Consider the following 19196-nt stretch of genomic DNA (forward strand, 5'->3'; position numbering starts at 1 on the left):
TGATAAAGGCATCAAATTTAGCCAAAACGGTCACTTGTCTGCTTAAAACAAGATCTTTTCTTCCGGAAATACAATATTTCTCCGGGTTGTATTTTTAATAAAAGCCACCAATAGCGTCAACATCCCAACACGTCCAACAAGCATTGTCAACGCAATAATTAATTTCCCCCCCATACTGAGCGAGGGTGTAATCCCCAAACTTAATCCACATGTTGTATAGGCTGATAGTGCTTCAAAGAGGAGTGCTTTCATACTCTTATCTGGATCAGTAAAAATGAGCACAAAAAAACTAAATCCAACCACAAAAAACGACAATAAAATAATCGCAAAAGCCTTGTTAACAGATTCGCCGGCTATTCGCCTTTTAAAAATCTCTATATATTCTTTTCCTTTAGCCAGCGAAACAATATTCAACAGTGAAACAGCAACGGTAGTTACCTTTACTCCCCCACCAGTAGATCCGGGAGAGGCCCCGACCCACATCAGCAGCATAATCAAAAAAACAGTTGGTGGCCCAACAAAACTCAAATCAACACTATTGTAACCTGCCGAACGTGCGGCATTGGCCATAAAGAAGGAAGTCGCCCATTCCCCATCGATTCCCTTTTCAAGAGAAAGTGTATTCCCTCGCTCCAAGAAATAGAAAAACAAAGTGGCACCTACAATAATAATCGCATTACAGACCAGCACCAATTTAGAATTAAAGCTAAAGCTCCATGCTTTATGCTTATAGTTTTTCTTTGTGATCCATCGGTGATAATAAAGCAATATGGATTCTTTCATATAGGTGTAGAAATTCAATACTATTCCAAACCCCAGACCGCCCAGAATGAAAAGCGAGGACAATGCCAATTGGAACGGATAATTGAATTTATAGGCTTCATGGGTAATTCCTCCAGATAAGATCGAAAATCCAGCATTACAGAATGACGAAATGGAATGAAAGATCGAAAAGAAAACCATGCTCCCCAAATTTGGGAAATTAGCACTTTCCAAGGTACTAAAGATCAGTATCGCTCCAAGAAATTCAAACAGCAGCGTAATAAAGATCATGGTCAATAGGGTTTTAATGACGGAGGCTACTTTATTTTCACCTAAAATTTCACCAAACATCAATTGATTCTTAAATGAAAATCCACCCGAAAAAAAATAACCAAAAAAACCTGTAAATGTCATAATACCTAATCCTCCAACCTGTATCAAGACAATGACCACAGTTTGTCCGAACATGCTAAAATTTGTTGAAATATCGGCAACCGACAAGCCCGTGATACAAACAGCGCTTGTTGCCATAAATAAGGCGTCCACAAAACTTAACGGAGCTTCTACCGTGGTCCGCGGCAACATCAAGAGTACCGTGCCAAGCAGGATAAGAGCGAGGAAACTGATGACAAATAATATGGTCGGATTAAAATAAAAATTATCAAAGAAAAGTGTGCTCTTCGACAGCTCCGCGATAAAAATTAGATAGATTCCGAGATAAACCCACTGTTCTCTTGAAAAAACAGCGAGTGCTCCAAACCCTGCAAAACGGGCAATAAGAATAAATACAAAGTAAATGAGAATAACCAAGCCCGAGTAATGCTCCACAGCAATTTTTTTGAGTGCGTAAATGGAGGATGACTCGCGGAGAGCAATCATGAAAAAGAGCACAAAGAATAGATAATGAATTGTTTTACCCAGCAATTTCCCTAATGCAGGATCAGTAACATAGCCTACATTAAATAAAACGATTGCAGCGCAAATCATGCTCACATAGAACATGATTTTGTCTACAAGCCCATTTTTATATTTGAAAACAAATCGGATAAAACTTAAAATCGAATCTATCATAATGTCTCAAACTAAGATAAATCTGTCAATAAATGCAAATCTATCTCCGTTGTGTTTTTTGGCACGCCGACTTAACCAAGGCAACCTTTTCACGTGAAACGGATCTTTAATTTCCTGCCCCTTCTTTCTCGAGTTCCTTTTCAGCTTTTTCACGGTCACGCTTCCGCTTCTCTTCAATCTTTGCCGCCTCTTTGGCCTCATCTTCTTTTTCTTCCTTCAGCAACTCCTCAGGCGTTTTGTGCTTCTTAAATATACTTGAAATCATTTTCTTGGCCTTGCTGATTCCCCCAACGACTTTTTCAACTTTTCCAGCTGTGTTCATCAGTTTAGCTTCCCGTTCTGGACCAAGGCCGACACATTGCTTAATTCCAACCAACAAAGTCTGCCACATCGCTTTAAAAAATGGATGATTGTGGTCCCTGCGCTTATTGATATGCCCTACCGTATATTTACCGTATAAATCCGGATTGCCCGGATTAAACAACACCTGATTAATCATAAAAGACAGCAGCCCCTTTTTTTCTCGACGACCGTCATCACCTGGCTCCGACAGGATATTAACTTTGAGGTCATCATAATCCATTTTAAAGGTTCCTTTACTACGGTAATCGTTAGCCCATATGTCAAATGTAATCTGACTGAGATTGCCCGATTTAACCTCAACATTTAACAATGGCCGGATCATCTTATTAACGACCGTTAGATCCATTTTCCCAAGTGTGCCCTTGTAGGTATAGGCCCCAACTTTAGAGGTCATATCAAAAACAAAATTGGTAGAAAGCTTGCCCGCATTCATAAAATTGCTGCTCAAATTTGCACGCATGAGCTTCTGCTTAATCAATTTTGTCGAATCATTTGTCACATTCAATATCGTGCCATACGTGTGATCAAAAGTAATGGTACCGATTTGACTATACTCATCACTCATTTCAGCATACGTAATTCCTATATTATCTAAAATTAATGAATCAATTCCCAAGCGTGTCGACATCTGCATTAATTTCATGTGCGGAGCATTTCCAATCTGACTGGTTGGTGGGCTTTTATAATGTTTATCACTATAAATCGAAAGAGAACCATTTTTTAAGCGTGCATTTTGTGCATATATTTTCTTATCACGAGAAAGCTCGGCAAAATTGAATCCCGTCAAAAGCAGGGTATCCATTTTCAGCACCATATAGCTTCCACCTTCACCTTTCTTCCGGTAATAAGCAGCCTTATTCAGCGTCGGCTGATAAGCAACTTTAGTCAAGAGGACATTGCGATTTTTACTATTGATTTTCAACTGATCAAAGTTTACTTTATAAAACCCGTCCGGAGTTTTATAGGTAAAACCAGGAACCTCAATATCAATCATTTTCGTATGATAAAAGCGCTGCTTGTCTCGCTCAGAAGTCGAATCGATTAAAACGTCATCTATACGAACCTTGACCTTCTTGACTTCGAAATCTTGATAAACCCCTTTTTGGACCTGCGTATATTTAAAATCGATATCATTCAAATTGACAGCCCGAACCTGAATTTTTTTCAGATTATCCTTTATCTTCTCATACAATGGTTTTTTAGGTCCCCTACTCACCGTATCGTTATAACGGTGTACCTCATTGATGACATGAATCGTTGGTGTTTCGACGGTGATATCATTCAAAAAAAGTTCCTTATCCATTAATACCCTTCGGATACCAAAGCTTTTTATTTTCAGCCTATTGATGGAAATTTCAAAGCGGTTATCTGGCGCTTTTTTGACCAACTCCAACTTTTTATATACGGAACTGTCTGAGACGAGCTGCAGATTGTCTATTGTTATATTACCTAATAATAGGTTGACGTGGATATCGTCGTATGTAATAGTATACAAATTGTCCGTTGCTTGAGACACCAGCTGCTTGATTTTAGTATCTAAAAGGGGCTTCCACTTACTGCTAAAATACCAAATACCACCAGCCAACGCCAGTAGGATAAACGCTACAATACCAAGAATCCATTTGAAAATAGGCTTCATAAAGTCACAATCTCTTTGTAATTTCGTCTTTATTTTATTGAATAACAAACAAAATTAAGCCCATTTTGTTTGAATTACGACTAAATAAAGTGAATATGCTGCGTAAAACACAATTATTTTTATTTCTTGTACCACTATCTCTACTTTTTTTAGGTTCCTGCACCAAAACAAAGCATGAAACGGGCTTCTATTTTTGGAAGACCGTATTTCAGTTAGATACCGCAGAAAGCCGCTCCTTAAAAGAAATTGACGCGAAATCTATCTATGTCCGCATCATGGATATTGATCTCGATCCATCCGGTGTACAAGCCGTCCCTATTAGCCCCATTACGTTTACGCAACCTGTCCCTAAAGAACAGCAATTGATTCCTGTAGTATTCGTCAACCAACGTGTTTTTGCAGAGATGGATAGCCTGCAGATCAGGGGAGTGGCAAATAAGATTGTTCCGTTTGTGACGGCTAAAATACAACAAGCTGGGAAAGAAAAATTTACCGAACTCCAACTGGACTGCGATTGGACAAAGACATCCCGTGATAAATTTTTCTATCTGCTCAGCTATTTGCAGCAATTACCGGCATTAAAAGATGTTATCGTGAGCTCTACGCTGCGGCTCCACCAAGTCAAAAATACGGTCACCAGCGGAATTCCGCCTGTGAAAAAAGCGATGTTGATGTGTTACAACATGGGAAATCTCAGACAATTTGGCAATCAGAACTCCATTTTAAATCAACAGGACCTCAAGACCTATCTAAGCGGAACATTACGCAACTATCCCATGGAAATGGATATTGCATTACCGCTATTTCAGTGGTTTGTCGTTTTCAGAAATAATAATTACATCGGTATTTCAAAACATATCAACGAAGAGGATATTAAAGACTCGGCGTTATTTACCCATAACCCCAATACGAACCTCTATATTTTAACAAAGGATCTCCCAAAAGCAAACCTTAAAAAGGGAGATGTTATACGTTTTGAATCCATCAATCAGGATGAACTCCTACAAACGGCAAAATTTTTGAAGGGAGAGCTGAAAGGAAAAGAACACCGGATTATTTTTTATCATTTAGATCAAGCTACACTAGCAAACCATGGCAATGCCGAATTACAAAAAATTATTGCTGCTTTCTAGCACTACATTAGCTTTCTTCTTTGGAGAGATTGCAACCAATATCGCCTGTGGTCCTGAAGTGGATCCTTACGACAATCAAACGACATATTATCTCCCCAATCTGGAGGACAATGGATTTTCTGCCTTTCAATTCATCCCCTACCAATTTCTTTATACGGAGGAAGCACCAGTCAAAGAAAGTTTAATCAATTCCGAAACTTGGGTGAAGCACCTCGGTTCCCAGGTCAAGGTTAAGGATGTCGAGCAATTGATGTACAACAGCAACGCTGCAACCGCTAATTTAGCGAGCAATCAACAAAAGTCGACTTGGATCAACCTGCCAGATTCCATTAAAGGAAATACGTTCTTAAGCACATTGATTGACGGAAAACATGAAGCTGAACGCGCTTATTTTATGTTCACCAAAAAGCAGGAACCCATCACGAATATTCAACATAACTATTGGGATCCGGATACCCGAAATTTCAAAGAAATCACACAATTAGCTGAACTCGCCGAACAGCAGATCCCCAAGTACCCCAAAAATAGCTTTCTCTATATCCGCTATGCTTATCAAGCTGCCCGTTTATATCTATTTGGGCAGGAATACGCCAAGAGCATGACGATTTATGAAAAGTACCTGCAATCTGCTAAGGGAGACGAAGCTATCCTCAATTGGGCACTATCCAACTATGCGGGGGCTGTCCGCAAAAATGGTGATCCTGCAAGGGCAGCTTATCTCTTTTCCAAATTATTCACCGCCAGTCCGGAAAGGCGTATCCTCGCATATGCTAATTTCCATTATATTACAGCCAGCGATGCCGAGATATTTCAATATGCAAAAAATGATGCCGATAAATTCAACATCAATGCGATCATTGGCTTTGGAACAAGTGACTATGCCCTGAAATATCTGAGCGACTGCTATCAGCTCGATCCTGCTAACACCGTCAATGCGGTACTATTAGGACGCGAAGTCAATAAGATAGAAACAGAAATGAACGAGTCTTTTTACCTCAGTAGCGATAATTATAATTACTACAGTAAAAATGACGATAAAGGAAAGGTTAAACTACATCTGGATTCGCTCCGCAATTTTGCGCTAAAACTTTATCGCGACAAAAAATATGTTCAACCCCAATTGGGCCTTATTACTGCTGCCTACCTAAGTTGGATGAATAAGGAAAATGCTTTAGCAAAAGAATACCTTGCTGGAATAAAAGAGACTGACCTCAGTCCAAAATTGATTGATCAGCTTCAAATTACCCGATTGCTCACGCAATTGACGGACTGGCAAAGCAGTAAGCAGCTGGATGAAGTTCAATTGACCAAAACCTTATCGTGGTTAGAAGAAAAAGCAAAACTAGATGGTAAAGAAGATATCCGCAAACAAAACTGGGGTTATAGTGCTTTTGAATACAGCAACTATAGTTTAATCTGCCGGAACATTTTACAAAATCTTGTTGTAAAACACTATTTGAACACACAAGACACCGCTATGGCTAGTTTAGCTGCTGTAAAGGCAGATGCTTTTTACAACTATGGCTTTGTGAAAGACTCATTGGAAGATAATATGCAGTGGACAACAATGCACTTTTGGGAAAATAGCCTTACACCTAAAACGCTGTTAAAAATAAGGAATTTATTGTCGGACAATTCCCAACAGAACACCCTGTCTAAATTCTTATTGAAAGATATCAAACATTTTAATAGGGATTATCTCACCGAATTACTGGGTACAACTTATTTGCGCGAACTGGATTTCCAAAAAGCAGCAAAAACATTAGCAGCACTTCCTAAAGACCATAAAATAAAGGAAATTAAAAACTGGTATAGCACGGATGAAGATGACATCAAACCCAACCCCTTTATTGTGACGATAAATGACTATCCCAAAAAATACGGAAAGGAAAATACAACCAAACTAAAATATGCTGAACGGATGGCGCGGTTGGAAAATGCGATAAAAACGGAAAAAGACAATCAGAAAAAAGCGGAATATTACTTTCAAATGGCTACAGGTATCTATCAGACAAGTACCTACGGCAATGCATGGTCCATCGTATCCTACGATTGGTCATCGACAGATAACCATGCTCCCTCAACACTCCATTGGCAACGAAACTACCTACAGACTAAATCGGCAAAGGAATGGTATAGCAAAGCGCGCGCGCTCAGTTCCAATAAAGAATTCAAGGCTAAATGCACTTTTATGCTGGCCAAAAGCGAACAAAAGGATTTTGTTTATACCAATGAATCGCGTTGGCAGTATTATGATTCACCTTTGAAAAATCCTTTTTACCGCTTTTCAATGCAAAATAGGTACTTCAAAGAATTGAGCACACAATATAAAGATACCCCATTCTTTACCATCGCGTCAAAAGAGTGTACCTATCTTCGCGACTTTTTAAACTTGACACAAGCGATACAATAAGGGCTGCCGCCTACCTTGCTTTATAAAAATATAGCGCCTTTCTGATGTAGGAAGGCGCTATATTTTTATAAAGATTAAGATCTACTATCTTCATTATGATATATACTGAGGTAGCTATCATAGCGGGAACTCTCAATATAGCCTTCTTCCACAGCCTCCATAATGACACAACCGGGTTCATTGATATGCCTGCAATTATGAAATCGACATTGATTCATCAACGCGCGCATCTCTGGAAAAAAATGGGATAGCTCCTGTTTTTCTATATCGACAATTCCCAACTCACGAATACCAGGCGTATCAATTAACTTCCCTCCAAAAGGAAGATCAAACATTTCAGCAAAAGTAGTTGTATGCTTTCCTTTGTCAGACCAATCGGAGATTTCACCAGTTTTCAACCCGTATTCAGGAACGATTGCATTGATCAACGTTGATTTGCCAACCCCAGAATGACCTGATACCAAGGTTATTTTATCTTTAAGCAGTTGCTTGACAACGTCGATATTGGTACCGGTTAACGCAGAAACCTCGAAACAGGGATAGCCAATATGTTCATAAATAGCTTTATAGTCTGCCAATATCTCCAACCCTTCATCACTAAAAAGATCCAATTTATTGAAAATAATTACGGCAGGAATTCCGTAGGCCTCCGTTGTTACTAGAAAGCGATCGATAAAACCTAAAGATGTTGGCGGCGAGGCAAGTGTCACCACTAAAAAAGCTTGATCCAGATTTGCTCCGATAATTTGAGTTTGCTTAGACAGATTGACGGATTTTCGAATGATATAATTTCGACGAGGTTCCAGTTCGTGAATGACCGCACTTTCCTGATCAGGTTCCACATCAAAATGTACCCAATCCCCCACAGCAACAGGATTAGTCGTTTTTATTCCTTTAGTACGAAACTTTCCTTTAATACGACAATCGTATCTTTTATCATCTTCGCCCAAAACTTGATACCAACTACCTGTCGATTTAGTTACCAGTCCTCTCATAAATCCTGTTGCATTAAATGTGTCATAGTACAAAAATCGGAAAAATTTATTAAACTTACCCTTTGATGAATTTCTTACCTTTGTAAGGAGACTAAAATTCAATTTTGTGAAAAAACTATTTCTTCTAGATGGAATGGCTCTTATATATAGAGCTTATTTTGCATTGAGCAAAACTCCCCGAATTACCTCAACAGGGTTAAATACAGGAGCAATCATGGGATTTACCAATACCCTATTGGATGTATTGAAAAATCAGCAACCTTCCCACATAGCAGTAGTGTTCGACACGGCGGCACCTACCGCACGACATATTGAATTTGAAGCTTATAAAGCACATCGCGAATCTATGCCAGAAGACCTTGCGGCCTCTATCCCCTATATCAATCGCTTAATTGAGGGCTTCAATATTCCGATCATCACCATGGATGGTTACGAGGCCGACGATATTATCGGTACGCTGGCAAAAAAGGCTGAAAAGCAAAATTTTCAGGTCTATTGCATGACACCGGATAAAGATTTCGGGCAACTTGTGTCTGAAAATATCTTTATCTATAAACCTGCACGCATGGGTAATGGAGCAGAAGTACAAGGTGTCAAAGAGATTCTTGAAAAATGGGAAATTTCTGACGTTTGCCAGGTCATCGATATCCTTGGTCTTTGGGGCGATGCCGTGGACAATATCCCTGGTATACCTGGAATTGGAGAAAAAACAGCGAAAAAACTTGTTCAGGAATACGGATCTGTCGAAGGCATTATCGCTAACGCGGATCAGCTTAAAGGAAAAATGCGCGAGAATGTGGAGAATTTTGCAGAACAAGGGCTTATCTCCAAAAAATTAGCCACTATTTTATTGGATGTACCCATTGAACTTGATGAAAAATCCCTAGAACTGGAAGATCCAAACAAAGAAATCCTTGAACCACTATTTGCAGAATTGGAATTCCGAACACTTGGAAAACGAGTTTTCGGCGATGAATTCTCCGTACTTGACAAGAGCATTCCTACAAATGGGCAAATGGATTTATTTTCGACAACAACGACGACAATTACCACGACCGAAATTGTCACTGAAATCAGTGTCGAAAATGTCGCAATAAATAATATACATAATACAGCACATGAGTATGTTTTGGCCGACACAGCGGAAAAACAAGTAGCGCTAGCCGAACAGCTTGCGTCTTTAGATAGTTTTTGTTTCGACACAGAAACAACAGGATTGGATGCAAACCTTGCCGATATTGTGGGCTTATCATTTTCTTTTGAAAACGCTAAAGCGTATTATGTCCCAACACCTGCCGATCGTGAGGGTGCTCAAGCTATAGTCGATATTTTCAAGCCAGTTCTAGAAAACCCAAACATCGAGAAAATAGGACAAAACATCAAATACGATATTTTGTTATTAGCACGCTATGGTGTAAAGGTACAAGGTTCGCTTTTTGACACCATGCTTGCACATTATCTAATTGATCCAGATACCCGCCACGGGATGGATGTACTTGCAGAAAATTACCTGAATTACAGCCCGGTATCAATCACCGAACTTATCGGTGAAAAGGGAAAGAAGCAAGGGAATATGCGCGACGTTGAAGTCGAAAAAATAAAAGAATATGCTGCTGAAGATGCAGACATTACCCTGCAGCTAAAAAATGTGTTTCACCCGCTTCTTGTCGAGACCAACACCATGCAGCTCGCTCAGGATGTCGAATTCCCATTAGTCTATATACTCGCTGAAATTGAACGAAACGGTGTAAAAATAGATGTTCCGGCACTTGAAGAGTTTTCAAAAACACTGGAGCAGGACATTAAAAATCTCGAGGAATCCATCTTTGAGAAAGCGGGCGTAAATTTCAATATCGCCTCCCCTAAGCAATTGGGAGAAGTCTTATTCGATAAACTGCAACTGGATCCTAAAGCTAAAAAAACAAAAACGGGACAATATAAAACAGGTGAAGATGTGTTATTGGCATTGGCCCATAAATCAGATATCGTCCAAGATATCTTGAACTTTAGGCAGATGCAAAAACTCAAATCTACCTATGTTGATGCGCTACCTGAATTGATAAACCCCGAAACAGGGCTCATTCATACGTCATACAATCAAGCGGTTGCCGCAACAGGCCGTCTGAGCTCAACTAATCCGAACTTGCAAAATATCCCGATCCGTACCGAACGGGGGAGAGAAGTCAGAAAAGCCTTTATCCCAAGATCTGAAAACAACGTGATCCTCTCAGCCGATTATTCACAGATTGAACTCCGCCTGATTGCCGAACTCAGTAAAGATCAGAATATGATGGAAGCATTTAGTCAAGGTCACGATATCCACCGGGCAACAGCCGCGAAAGTCTATAATGTGGATTTTGATGCCGTTACTTCTGAACAACGTCGCAATGCGAAAGCAGTTAACTTCGGCATTATCTATGGCCAGTCGGCGTTTGGCCTTTCCCAAAACCTTGGCATATCTCGTAAAGAAGCATCCGATATCATCAATGAATATTTTAACCAATATACAGGTATAAAAAAATACATGAGTGATGCCGTCGAGTCTGCAAAAGAGAAGGGTTACGTTGAAACAATTTTAAAACGAAGACGTTATTTGAGAGATATCAATTCTGCAAACATCACCGTTCGCGGATTCGCTGAAAGAAACGCAATTAATGCTCCGATCCAAGGATCGGCGGCAGATTTGATCAAACTTGCCATGATCGCCATTCAGAAGGAAATTGAGCAGCGAGGTTTAACAGGCAAAATGATCATGCAGGTGCACGATGAATTGGTTTTTGACGTACCTAAAGACGAGATCGAGGTATTCAAAAAAATTATTTTGGACAAGATGTCCAATGCTATAAAAACAAGTGTTCCTTTGATCGTAGAAATTGGAGAAGGCAAAAATTGGCTAGAAGCACACTAAAGTTATGATAAAAAAATTCATCCATATCTTATTATTATTGTCTTTGTGCAGCTTTACAAACCTGTATGCACAGGATGAAAAACCTGTATTCTATGAAAAATTAGACCAGGGATTGATTCGTTTTTATTTTGACAAATATTATTATTTGGTTTCAAAAGAGTGCGAGTTTAAAACGATTGAACGTGTGAGCAAATTTGATTTTGCAAAGCAAGTCTTTGACGGAGAGTTTCGCGATTTTGCGCCAAATGGAGCGAGAATACTCATTGGCTCCTATAAAGATGGCAAAAAAGAAGGCGTATTTCAAGCTTTCCATCCAAATGGAGTGCTGAAATGGGAAGTAAATTTCCAGAATAACCATCCGATCGGTGATTGGAAATATTACTATCCGGACGGAAAACCACTATTGACCATAACTTATAGTGAACAAGGCTACTTTATAAAAGATTACTGGGACAACAGGGGCAAACAGGAAGTAATAAATGGCGAAGGCAATTATGAATTTTCTATTCCGTTTGAAGGATTTACTGAATTTGGGTTTGATTTCTATCTACGCAAAGGAAAGGTAAAAAGCGGCAGGCCACAGGGAAACTGGAATACATATTTCTACAATGTGGGTCAGCAACCCGTTTATGCTATGACACAACGCTTTGCAAATGGTGTGCTCACAATGACATATGACGACAATGGCGACCTAAATAATGAGGATTTCATGTCGCTAAGCATCCTCCCTTATGACTATTTTATACGAGCGGAACTATTTAACGGTAAGTCTTGCAGCTTTGATGATTATTCCAATTTTTATGCTTTCTTAACTAAACGTTTTAATGACAATCTCAATAAAACCGGACTAGATATCACCAAGCAGGTTAATTTTTCTTACCTCGTGGAAGTAAAGAAAACCGGAATGGCTAATCTAAAAAGTCTCAAGTTAACATCAGATTCCGGAAACGAATCTTTCGATGGCATTTTGAGCCGTATTGCGAGAAGTATTGACTTCTATTTCCCTACGTATAAAGACAACCAGCCTCAAGACGACCTCATCAGAGTGTCTGGTGGGATCACACAGGGTAACGATGGAAAAATCTATACCCATTCAATTAAAATCGAAAGACAAATAGACAATTCGAGTAAATAATTATCTTTGCAGAAATAAATAGATATGAAATTTCATAAAGAAGGATACACCACATTAGCGATCGCTGTACTTTTTATCTTCATTATCAATGCCGTTGCGGATTATTATGACGCTCCGCAATATGCCAAATGGTTTATTTATGCGCTATCAGCATTCCTATTCATTACAGTTGTCCAGTTTTTCAGAAGTCCCAAAAAAGTGGTCAACCCGCAGGATGACGTGATTCTTTGTCCAGCGGATGGAAAAGTTGTTGTTATCGAAGAAACTGAGGAAAATGAGTATTTCCATGATAAGCGTATACAGGTATCTATATTTATGTCTCCTGTCAATGTGCATGTCAACAGAAACCCAATCAGTGGTTTAGTCACGTTCTTTAAATACCATCCCGGCAAGTTTCTGGTGGCTTGGCACCCCAAATCATCTACAGATAACGAAAGAACAACAGTCGTTGTCAAAGATAAGGCTGGTCGGGAGGTTCTTTTCCGCCAAATAGCAGGAGCCTTAGCGCGCCGCATTGTATGGTATGTAAAAGAAAAAGACGAAGTCGTGCAAGGCAATGAGTTTGGTTTTATCAAATTCGGTTCCCGCGTAGATTTATTTCTTCCTTTAGGCACTGAAATCAATGTTAACATTGGTGACAAGGTTACTGGAGCAAAAACGATTATCGGAAAATTTTAACAATTTATTAATATCATTATAAGTAACTTAGGCTCCAAATCAGGGGCCTTTTTTATTCTGCAAATGAACTTTAAACAATTACTACTGGCAAACTCCGCAGCTGTCGGCATTGCAATATCTACGATCAGCTTTTATTATAAACATGACCTACAGACAGCGCTGATCATTTTCTTTGTTGCTGTGGTAACGAGTTTCCTTCTATTTAACTATCTATTTGAAAAATATATATATCGTAGACTCAATACGATGTATAAATTAATTCATAACCTTAAACTCGGTAAGGATCTTAAAGATGCTATCGGAGAACATGTCAGTGAGGATCCTATCACAGATGCTGAGAACGAAGTCAAAGCATGGGCAAAAGATAAAAAAAATGAGATAGAGCAGTTAAAATCACAGGAGAAATTCCGAAGAGAGTTTTTATCCAACATTTCTCATGAATTCAAGACGCCTTTATTTGCCACCCAAGGTTACATTGAGACCCTGCAAGATGGCCTGATGGAAGAAGACATGGAAATGGCCAAGAATTTCTTAGATAAGGCTGCCCGGAATCTAGACCGGCTAAATTACCTGATTCAGGATCTTGATGAAATATCCAAACTGGAATCCGGAAAAATGGTCCTGAATATAGAAAAATTCGATATCGTCGACCTCATTAAAGACACCACCTACTCTCTTGAAGACAAAGCTAAACAACACAATATCAAAATAGAATTCAAACCCAAAGTGGGTACACCCCATTGGGTTAAAGCTGACCGCAATAAAATTCATCAGGTATTATACAACCTGATAGACAATTCCCTTAAGTATGGAAAAGAGGGCGGGACAACTAAAATTAAGATTTTCCCACTGTTTGAACAGGTTCTTATCGAAATTACAGACGACGGTTATGGCATCGAAGAAAAAAATCTAAGCCGTGTATTCGAGCGCTTTTTTCGAACTGATAAGAGCCGATCACGCGATATTGGAGGATCAGGATTGGGATTGGCTATCGTAAAGCACATTGTCGAAGCACATCAGCAAAACGTAAATGTGCGTAGTACAGAAGGGATTGGAACAACATTTGGCTTTACTTTACAAAAAGTTCAGTCCGGTAATTAAACAATTGATGACACTTTTGTGTTTAAACAAAATCAATGTTAACATTAACTTAACATTAAGGTATTATTTTTGCAAAAATAAATTTAAGATATGTCTTTAAATAGCATTTTTCAATACTTCGTTCCAAAGGATAAAAAATTCTTCCCTTTGTTTGAACAAGCCGGCAACAACTTGATCGAGATGTCAAAGTTGTTAAAAGATATTGTTAACTCAAGCAACCCTGAAAAGAAAAAGGAATTAACACGCAAAGTGGAAGATTTGGAACATAGAGGCGACAACATCACGCATCAAATTCATTTGGAGCTGGGAAAGAACTTTATCACTCCTTTTGACCGCGAAGATATACACTCTTTGGCAAGTTCATTGGACGATGTCGCAGATTTTATACACGGTGCTGCCAATAGAATGGACCTTTACAAGGTTGAAAAGGCCACCGAGCCAATGATTGAAATTGCTGATTTACTAGTCGAAGCTACAGAACATGTATCAAAAGCTATTCATGAGCTTAGAGATTTGAAAAATATCCGCAATATTACGGATTCATGTGTTCGCATCAATAGCGTAGAAAACAAAGCGGATTATATTTTCGATAAAGCTGTAGCTGACCTTTTTGAATTTGAAAAAGATGCAATTTCATTAATTAAACACAAGGAAGTGTTATCTGCAATGGAAGATGCAACCGATAAATGTGAGGATGTTGCTAACGTATTAGAAAGCATTCTGGTTAAAAACGCATAATCATTCGATTTAAGTGCACAAAAATTCTACGAGATTATGATGTCAACATTACTCGTTGTTGTAATTGTCCTTGCGATTGCTTTTGACTACATCAATGGATTCCATGATGCAGCCAATTCTATTGCGACAGTTGTATCAACAAAAGTTTTAACGCCAGCAATGGCCGTTTTATGGGCTGCGATATTCAACTTTGCAGCTTACTTCTACTTTACAGATCATAAAGTAGCCAATACCATTGCAAAAACAGTATTGGAAGAATACATTACATTAGAAGTTATTTTCGCAGGGTTACTTGCAGCAATCGGTTGGAACTTATTTACCTGGTACTATGGCGTACCATCCAGTTCATCCCATACACTTATTGGAGGTTTTGCAGGATCGGGTATGGCATACGCTTTTATTCTTGGCGCAGATCCTATCCACGCCATCAATATTGATGCAACCTTAAAGATTATTGCATTTATCGTACTGGCCCCTATTATAGGTATGACGATATCGGTTATCATCACATTGATTGTAATCAACCTGGCAAAAAACTCCCGTCCAAGTGTTGCCGAAAAATGGTTCAAGATATTGCAACTTGTTTCTTCTGCCGCCTTGAGCTTTGCACATGGAGGTAATGATGCGCAGAAAGTCATGGGAATTATCCTTGTAGCGATGGTTGCTGGTGGCTATGTCCCAACGACTGAACACATGCCTGAATGGATTCCATTAACTTGTTACGCAGCAATCGCTGCCGGAACAATGAGCGGTGGGTGGAAAATTGTTAAAACGATGGGAACCAAGATTACAAAAGTAACACCCTTGGAAGGTGTTTGTGCTGAATCTGCAGGAGCTGTCACCTTGGGTATCACAGAACATTTTGGGATACCAGCCTCAACTACGCATACCATTACAGGTGCAATCATCGGTGTTGGTGTTGTCAAACGTGTATCAGCAGTACGTTGGGGGGTAACAATCAGCTTGTTATGGGCTTGGATATTAACCATTCCGGTTTCAGCTTTGTTGGGTGCGTTGTCTTTATTGGTCGTACATTATTTGCTTTAGAAAAAAAATACTTAATTTTCTTCTTAAACCTATTGAAACAAAACAAAAATTTGGTACTTTCGTACCGGATTTTTGTTTTGTTGTTTCACATTAAATACTTAATTTAGTACAAAATATAGCAAAAACAAAATTTTAACATAACTTTAAGACTTTGGCACGGCAATTGTACTGTTCCATGTGTTAATACGATAATTAAATTTGAAAACAATTAAAATTAATAATAACCTTAAAAACAAGAGTATGAACTATTCTACAATTAAAAAAACAGCAGTTGCTGCTACATTAGTTGCCGCTTTAGGTTTCGCTGGTACAGCACAAGCTCAACAAGTATTCGGTGGTAGATCACAATACAGAACTTGGTCTATCGGAGTTCAAGGTGGTATAACTACACCGAACACAATTATCGGTGGATCTAACGCTTTCGGTCAAAAAGTTGGTTACTTTCAAAATAAAGTAGGCGAGTACTATGGCTTGACAGTTCGTAAACAATTCTCACACTTATTTGGTTTAGAATTAGAAGCAAACCGTGGTAAGATCAAAACTTACAATCATGATTTATCTGGACCTAAAGCAGAAAACTCTTTGGGAGCTACTTCTGCTAAGACTGATGTAAATTGGGCTGCTAGTTTAAACGGTGTATTCCAATTGGGTACAATCGATTTCTTGCGAAGAGAAAATGCAGTTAACTTCTACGCCAAAGTTGGTTTGGGTGTTTTAGCTAATAATCCTATTCAGTATGCAAATAATGATTTTACTGGTTCCGAAGTTTATAATAATAAAGGAAAATGGGGTGAAGAAATTTTTGGCGATCGTGAAAAAACCGGAGATCGTGATAACAAATTAACTGCTTTCGTGCCTGTAGGTGTTGGTGCTAAGTTCAAATTATCAGAAGTTGTTGCCTTGAATTTAGGTTATACAATGAACTTCACTGATGACAACTTATTATATGGTCCAGCTCGTACAGATTACAAAGGTAAATTCTCTACAGTGATGGCTGGTTTAGAATTCACTTTAGGTTCGAAAGACAAACAAAACTTGACTTTTGCTAACCCAGTTGCTACATTGTATGATGAGTTGAAAGATCCTTCATTGAGAAACGAAGTTGAAGCGTTGAAACAACGTGTAAGCACTTTAGAAGGTACTGTTAACACATTAAGCGCTGACGCTGATGGTGACGGTGTATCTGATAAATTTGACAAATGTCCTGGTACTCCAGCTGGTACTCCAGTAGATGGTTCAGGATGTCCAATCAAATTCCCAGAGCCAGTTGCTAACAACGTTACTTCTAACGGTTACTACGCTCCAATTCAATTCGAATTTGATAGCTCAGTATTGAAAACTTCATCTTACTCTACATTAGACAAATTGGCTAAAGAGTTACGTGATAACAATTCATCTGTACAATTAGATGGTTATGCTTCTGCTGAAGGTTCTGAAGCTTATAACGTGACTTTATCTAAAGACCGTGCGAACTCTGTAAAACAATATTTAGTAAACGCTGGTGTTTCTTCATCAAGCATCACTGCTAACGGTTACGGAGAGAAAAACCCAGTTGCATCTAATGCTACTGAAGAAGGTCGTGTTCAAAACCGTCGTGTTGAGATCAAAAAATAATCGTATATAACTTATACCATTATATTAGAAGCCGGCTTTAAAGCCGGCTTTTTTATTTTACCCGTATTTATCCTTAACTTTGTGGAGGATATCCGATTTGTGGAAAATTAGTTCGAACAAATTAGATAAGAAATTAGTATTTTGAATTAAAGAACAGAATACTGGTTTTAAACTTTTGAGAATGGAAGAGGATTTTGAATTTGAAAACCCCGAAGAAAGAAAAATCTCGGTGGACAGATATGAGGAAATGCTTCGAAACGAGGATCAGTATTTTTTTGACTCCAAGGCTTTTGAAGGAATTATTGATTACTACGCTGAAAAAAATGACCCTGTTAAGGCCCTACAGGTTACCGAATATGCGATCAGCCAACACCCTTTTGATATTACCTTCCTATTGAAACAGGCACAACTGTTTTCAACGATTCAACAATATCAGAATGCACTTGCAGCGCTTGATAAAGCGGAATTATTGGAAGCTTCAGAAGGAGACATCTTCTTGATCCGCGGTGGCATATTAGGCAGTATCGGCCAGTTTGATAATGCTTTGGGACAACTCTTCAAGGCACTTCCGCTATTAGATAATAAAGATGAAGTCTACTTCCATATTGCGATGATCTTTCAAGCGCAAATGAATTATGACAAAGCAATAATTTATCTAAAGAAAGCACTTGAGCTCAATATGGATTACCAAGAAGCACTCTATGAATTGGCCTATTGTTATGATATATTGGATAGACAGGAAGAAAGTATCTCCTTTTATAAGAAGTACATTGATTCAGACCCATACTCCTATTATGCTTGGTATAATCTAGGAAATTCTTACCATAAAATAAGCCGGTTTGAGGAAGCTCTGGATGCTTATGACTATGCTATATTAATTAAAGAAGACTTTTCTTCAGCTTATTTCAATAAGGGGAACGCTCTTGTTAATCTAGATCGCTATCAGGAAGCATTGGACGTATACAAACAAACATTTGAATATGAGCAACCAAGTGCTGATACCTATTGTGCGATTGGCGAATGTTATGAGAAACTTGAGCAGATGGAGGAAGCCCGCAATTATTATAAAAAAGCAGTCAAATTAGATGCGGAGCTTGCTGATGCCTGGTTCGGTATTGGGGTCACCTTAGATTTCGAAGAGCGTTATTTTGAATCTCTTCATTTCTATAAAAAAGCATTGGAGCTGGAAGATACAAACCCCGATTACTGGTTTGCGATTGCCGATGCCCGATACAAACTACAACAAATAGATCTTGCAGAAGAAGCCTATAAAAAGGTAGTCGCTTTGAACCCAACAGATATAGATGCGTGGCTCGATTATTCCTCCATTCTATTTGAACAAAGTAAAATTGAAGAAGCCATTGATGTAATATCCGATGCCATCACACAAAATCCAAATGCTGCAGAGCTGTACTATCGTGTGGTTGCTTATCTATTTGCCAATGGACAATACAATGAAGCGCTGAACTTTTTAGAGCTTGGTCTGGCGACGGATCCCGATAAGCATCATATTCTTTTTGATTACCTTCCACAGCTACAAGGGAATCAGATTATTACTGAAATTGTAAAAAAATATACAAAGCCGAAAGATTAACATGT

The 19196-nt window shown here is 38.8% G+C and carries 13 protein-coding genes; 10 read left to right on the forward strand and 3 right to left on the reverse strand.

Annotated features, from left to right (window positions below; genetic code table 11):
* Positions 1-42: 42 nt before the first annotated feature.
* Both B3E92_RS21520 and B3E92_RS21525 read right to left on the reverse strand, forming a co-directional pair.
* Positions 43-1833, reverse strand: coding sequence for a TrkH family potassium uptake protein (locus tag B3E92_RS21520; RefSeq protein WP_286898258.1), 1791 nt, complete (start codon positions 1831-1833; stop codon positions 43-45).
* Positions 1834-1939: 106 nt separating this feature from the next.
* Positions 1940-3835, reverse strand: coding sequence for a hypothetical protein (locus B3E92_RS21525; protein ID WP_286898259.1), 1896 nt, complete (start codon positions 3833-3835; stop codon positions 1940-1942).
* 95 nt (positions 3836-3930) lie between these two features.
* On the opposite strand from B3E92_RS21525, the gene B3E92_RS21530 reads away from it, so the two are divergent.
* Positions 3931-4968, forward strand: a complete 1038-nt coding sequence (locus B3E92_RS21530) for a hypothetical protein (RefSeq protein ID WP_286709825.1) — start codon at positions 3931-3933, stop codon at positions 4966-4968.
* Positions 4928-7381 (forward strand): hypothetical protein, encoded by a 2454-nt coding sequence (locus tag B3E92_RS21535; protein WP_286709824.1) that lies wholly within the window; start codon positions 4928-4930, stop codon positions 7379-7381. The genes B3E92_RS21530 and B3E92_RS21535 overlap by 41 nt, the downstream gene beginning before the upstream one ends.
* A gap of 74 nt (positions 7382-7455) precedes the next feature.
* On the opposite strand, the gene rsgA is transcribed toward B3E92_RS21535, so the two are convergent.
* The gene (gene rsgA, locus B3E92_RS21540; protein ID WP_286898260.1) at positions 7456-8376 is read right to left on the reverse strand and encodes a ribosome small subunit-dependent GTPase A; all 921 of its coding nucleotides are present in this window, start codon (positions 8374-8376) and stop codon (positions 7456-7458) included.
* A gap of 106 nt (positions 8377-8482) precedes the next feature.
* On the opposite strand from rsgA, the gene polA reads away from it, so the two are divergent.
* From polA to B3E92_RS21580, 8 genes are all read left to right on the forward strand, one after another.
* Positions 8483-11284, forward strand: a complete 2802-nt coding sequence (polA, locus tag B3E92_RS21545) for a DNA polymerase I (RefSeq protein ID WP_286898261.1) — start codon at positions 8483-8485, stop codon at positions 11282-11284.
* 4 nt (positions 11285-11288) lie between these two features.
* Positions 11289-12419 carry a toxin-antitoxin system YwqK family antitoxin gene (locus B3E92_RS21550; RefSeq protein ID WP_286898263.1) on the forward strand — a complete coding sequence of 377 codons (1131 nt, stop codon included), beginning with the start codon at positions 11289-11291 and terminating at the stop codon, positions 12417-12419.
* 24 nt (positions 12420-12443) lie between these two features.
* Entirely contained in the window at positions 12444-13097 is a 654-nt protein-coding gene (locus B3E92_RS21555) for a phosphatidylserine decarboxylase family protein (protein ID WP_070560924.1), read from the forward strand.
* A gap of 63 nt (positions 13098-13160) precedes the next feature.
* Positions 13161-14198: a sensor histidine kinase gene (locus tag B3E92_RS21560; protein WP_070560922.1), complete on the forward strand. Its 1038-nt coding sequence runs from the start codon at positions 13161-13163 to the stop codon at positions 14196-14198.
* 90 nt (positions 14199-14288) lie between these two features.
* Positions 14289-14936 carry a DUF47 domain-containing protein gene (locus tag B3E92_RS21565; RefSeq protein WP_046671637.1) on the forward strand — a complete coding sequence of 216 codons (648 nt, stop codon included), beginning with the start codon at positions 14289-14291 and terminating at the stop codon, positions 14934-14936.
* 36 nt (positions 14937-14972) lie between these two features.
* Complete coding sequence (locus B3E92_RS21570; protein WP_046671636.1) at positions 14973-15983, forward strand: inorganic phosphate transporter; 1011 nt, start codon at positions 14973-14975, stop codon at positions 15981-15983.
* 240 nt (positions 15984-16223) lie between these two features.
* On the forward strand, positions 16224-17597 hold the full coding sequence (locus B3E92_RS21575; RefSeq protein WP_159333548.1) for an OmpA family protein: 1374 nt from the start codon (positions 16224-16226) through the stop codon (positions 17595-17597).
* A 181-nt stretch (positions 17598-17778) separates the two neighbouring features.
* Positions 17779-19191: a tetratricopeptide repeat protein gene (locus B3E92_RS21580; RefSeq protein ID WP_070560920.1), complete on the forward strand. Its 1413-nt coding sequence runs from the start codon at positions 17779-17781 to the stop codon at positions 19189-19191.
* The last annotated feature ends 5 nt before the right edge of the window (positions 19192-19196 follow it).

Source organism: Sphingobacterium sp. UBA6317, assembly GCF_002440385.1.
Taxonomy (GTDB): Bacteria; Bacteroidota; Bacteroidia; order Sphingobacteriales; family Sphingobacteriaceae; genus Sphingobacterium; species Sphingobacterium multivorum.

What these genes read in the sequence shown, in the direction of transcription:
- B3E92_RS21535 (WP_286709824.1), top strand. Translation starts at nt 4,928, where the DNA reads ATGGCAATGCCGAATTACAAAAAATTATTGCTGCTTTCTAGCACTACA.
- B3E92_RS21530 (WP_286709825.1), top strand. Translation starts at nt 3,931, where the DNA reads ATGCTGCGTAAAACACAATTATTTTTATTTCTTGTACCACTATCTCTA.
- B3E92_RS21520 (WP_286898258.1), bottom strand. Translation starts at nt 1,833, where the DNA reads ATGATAGATTCGATTTTAAGTTTTATCCGATTTGTTTTCAAATATAAA.
- B3E92_RS21575 (WP_159333548.1), top strand. Translation starts at nt 16,224, where the DNA reads ATGAACTATTCTACAATTAAAAAAACAGCAGTTGCTGCTACATTAGTT.
- B3E92_RS21570 (WP_046671636.1), top strand. Translation starts at nt 14,973, where the DNA reads ATGATGTCAACATTACTCGTTGTTGTAATTGTCCTTGCGATTGCTTTT.
- B3E92_RS21550 (WP_286898263.1), top strand. Translation starts at nt 11,289, where the DNA reads ATGATAAAAAAATTCATCCATATCTTATTATTATTGTCTTTGTGCAGC.
- B3E92_RS21525 (WP_286898259.1), bottom strand. Translation starts at nt 3,835, where the DNA reads ATGAAGCCTATTTTCAAATGGATTCTTGGTATTGTAGCGTTTATCCTA.
- B3E92_RS21580 (WP_070560920.1), top strand. Translation starts at nt 17,779, where the DNA reads ATGGAAGAGGATTTTGAATTTGAAAACCCCGAAGAAAGAAAAATCTCG.
- rsgA (WP_286898260.1), bottom strand. Translation starts at nt 8,376, where the DNA reads ATGAGAGGACTGGTAACTAAATCGACAGGTAGTTGGTATCAAGTTTTG.
- B3E92_RS21560 (WP_070560922.1), top strand. Translation starts at nt 13,161, where the DNA reads ATGAACTTTAAACAATTACTACTGGCAAACTCCGCAGCTGTCGGCATT.
- B3E92_RS21555 (WP_070560924.1), top strand. Translation starts at nt 12,444, where the DNA reads ATGAAATTTCATAAAGAAGGATACACCACATTAGCGATCGCTGTACTT.
- B3E92_RS21565 (WP_046671637.1), top strand. Translation starts at nt 14,289, where the DNA reads ATGTCTTTAAATAGCATTTTTCAATACTTCGTTCCAAAGGATAAAAAA.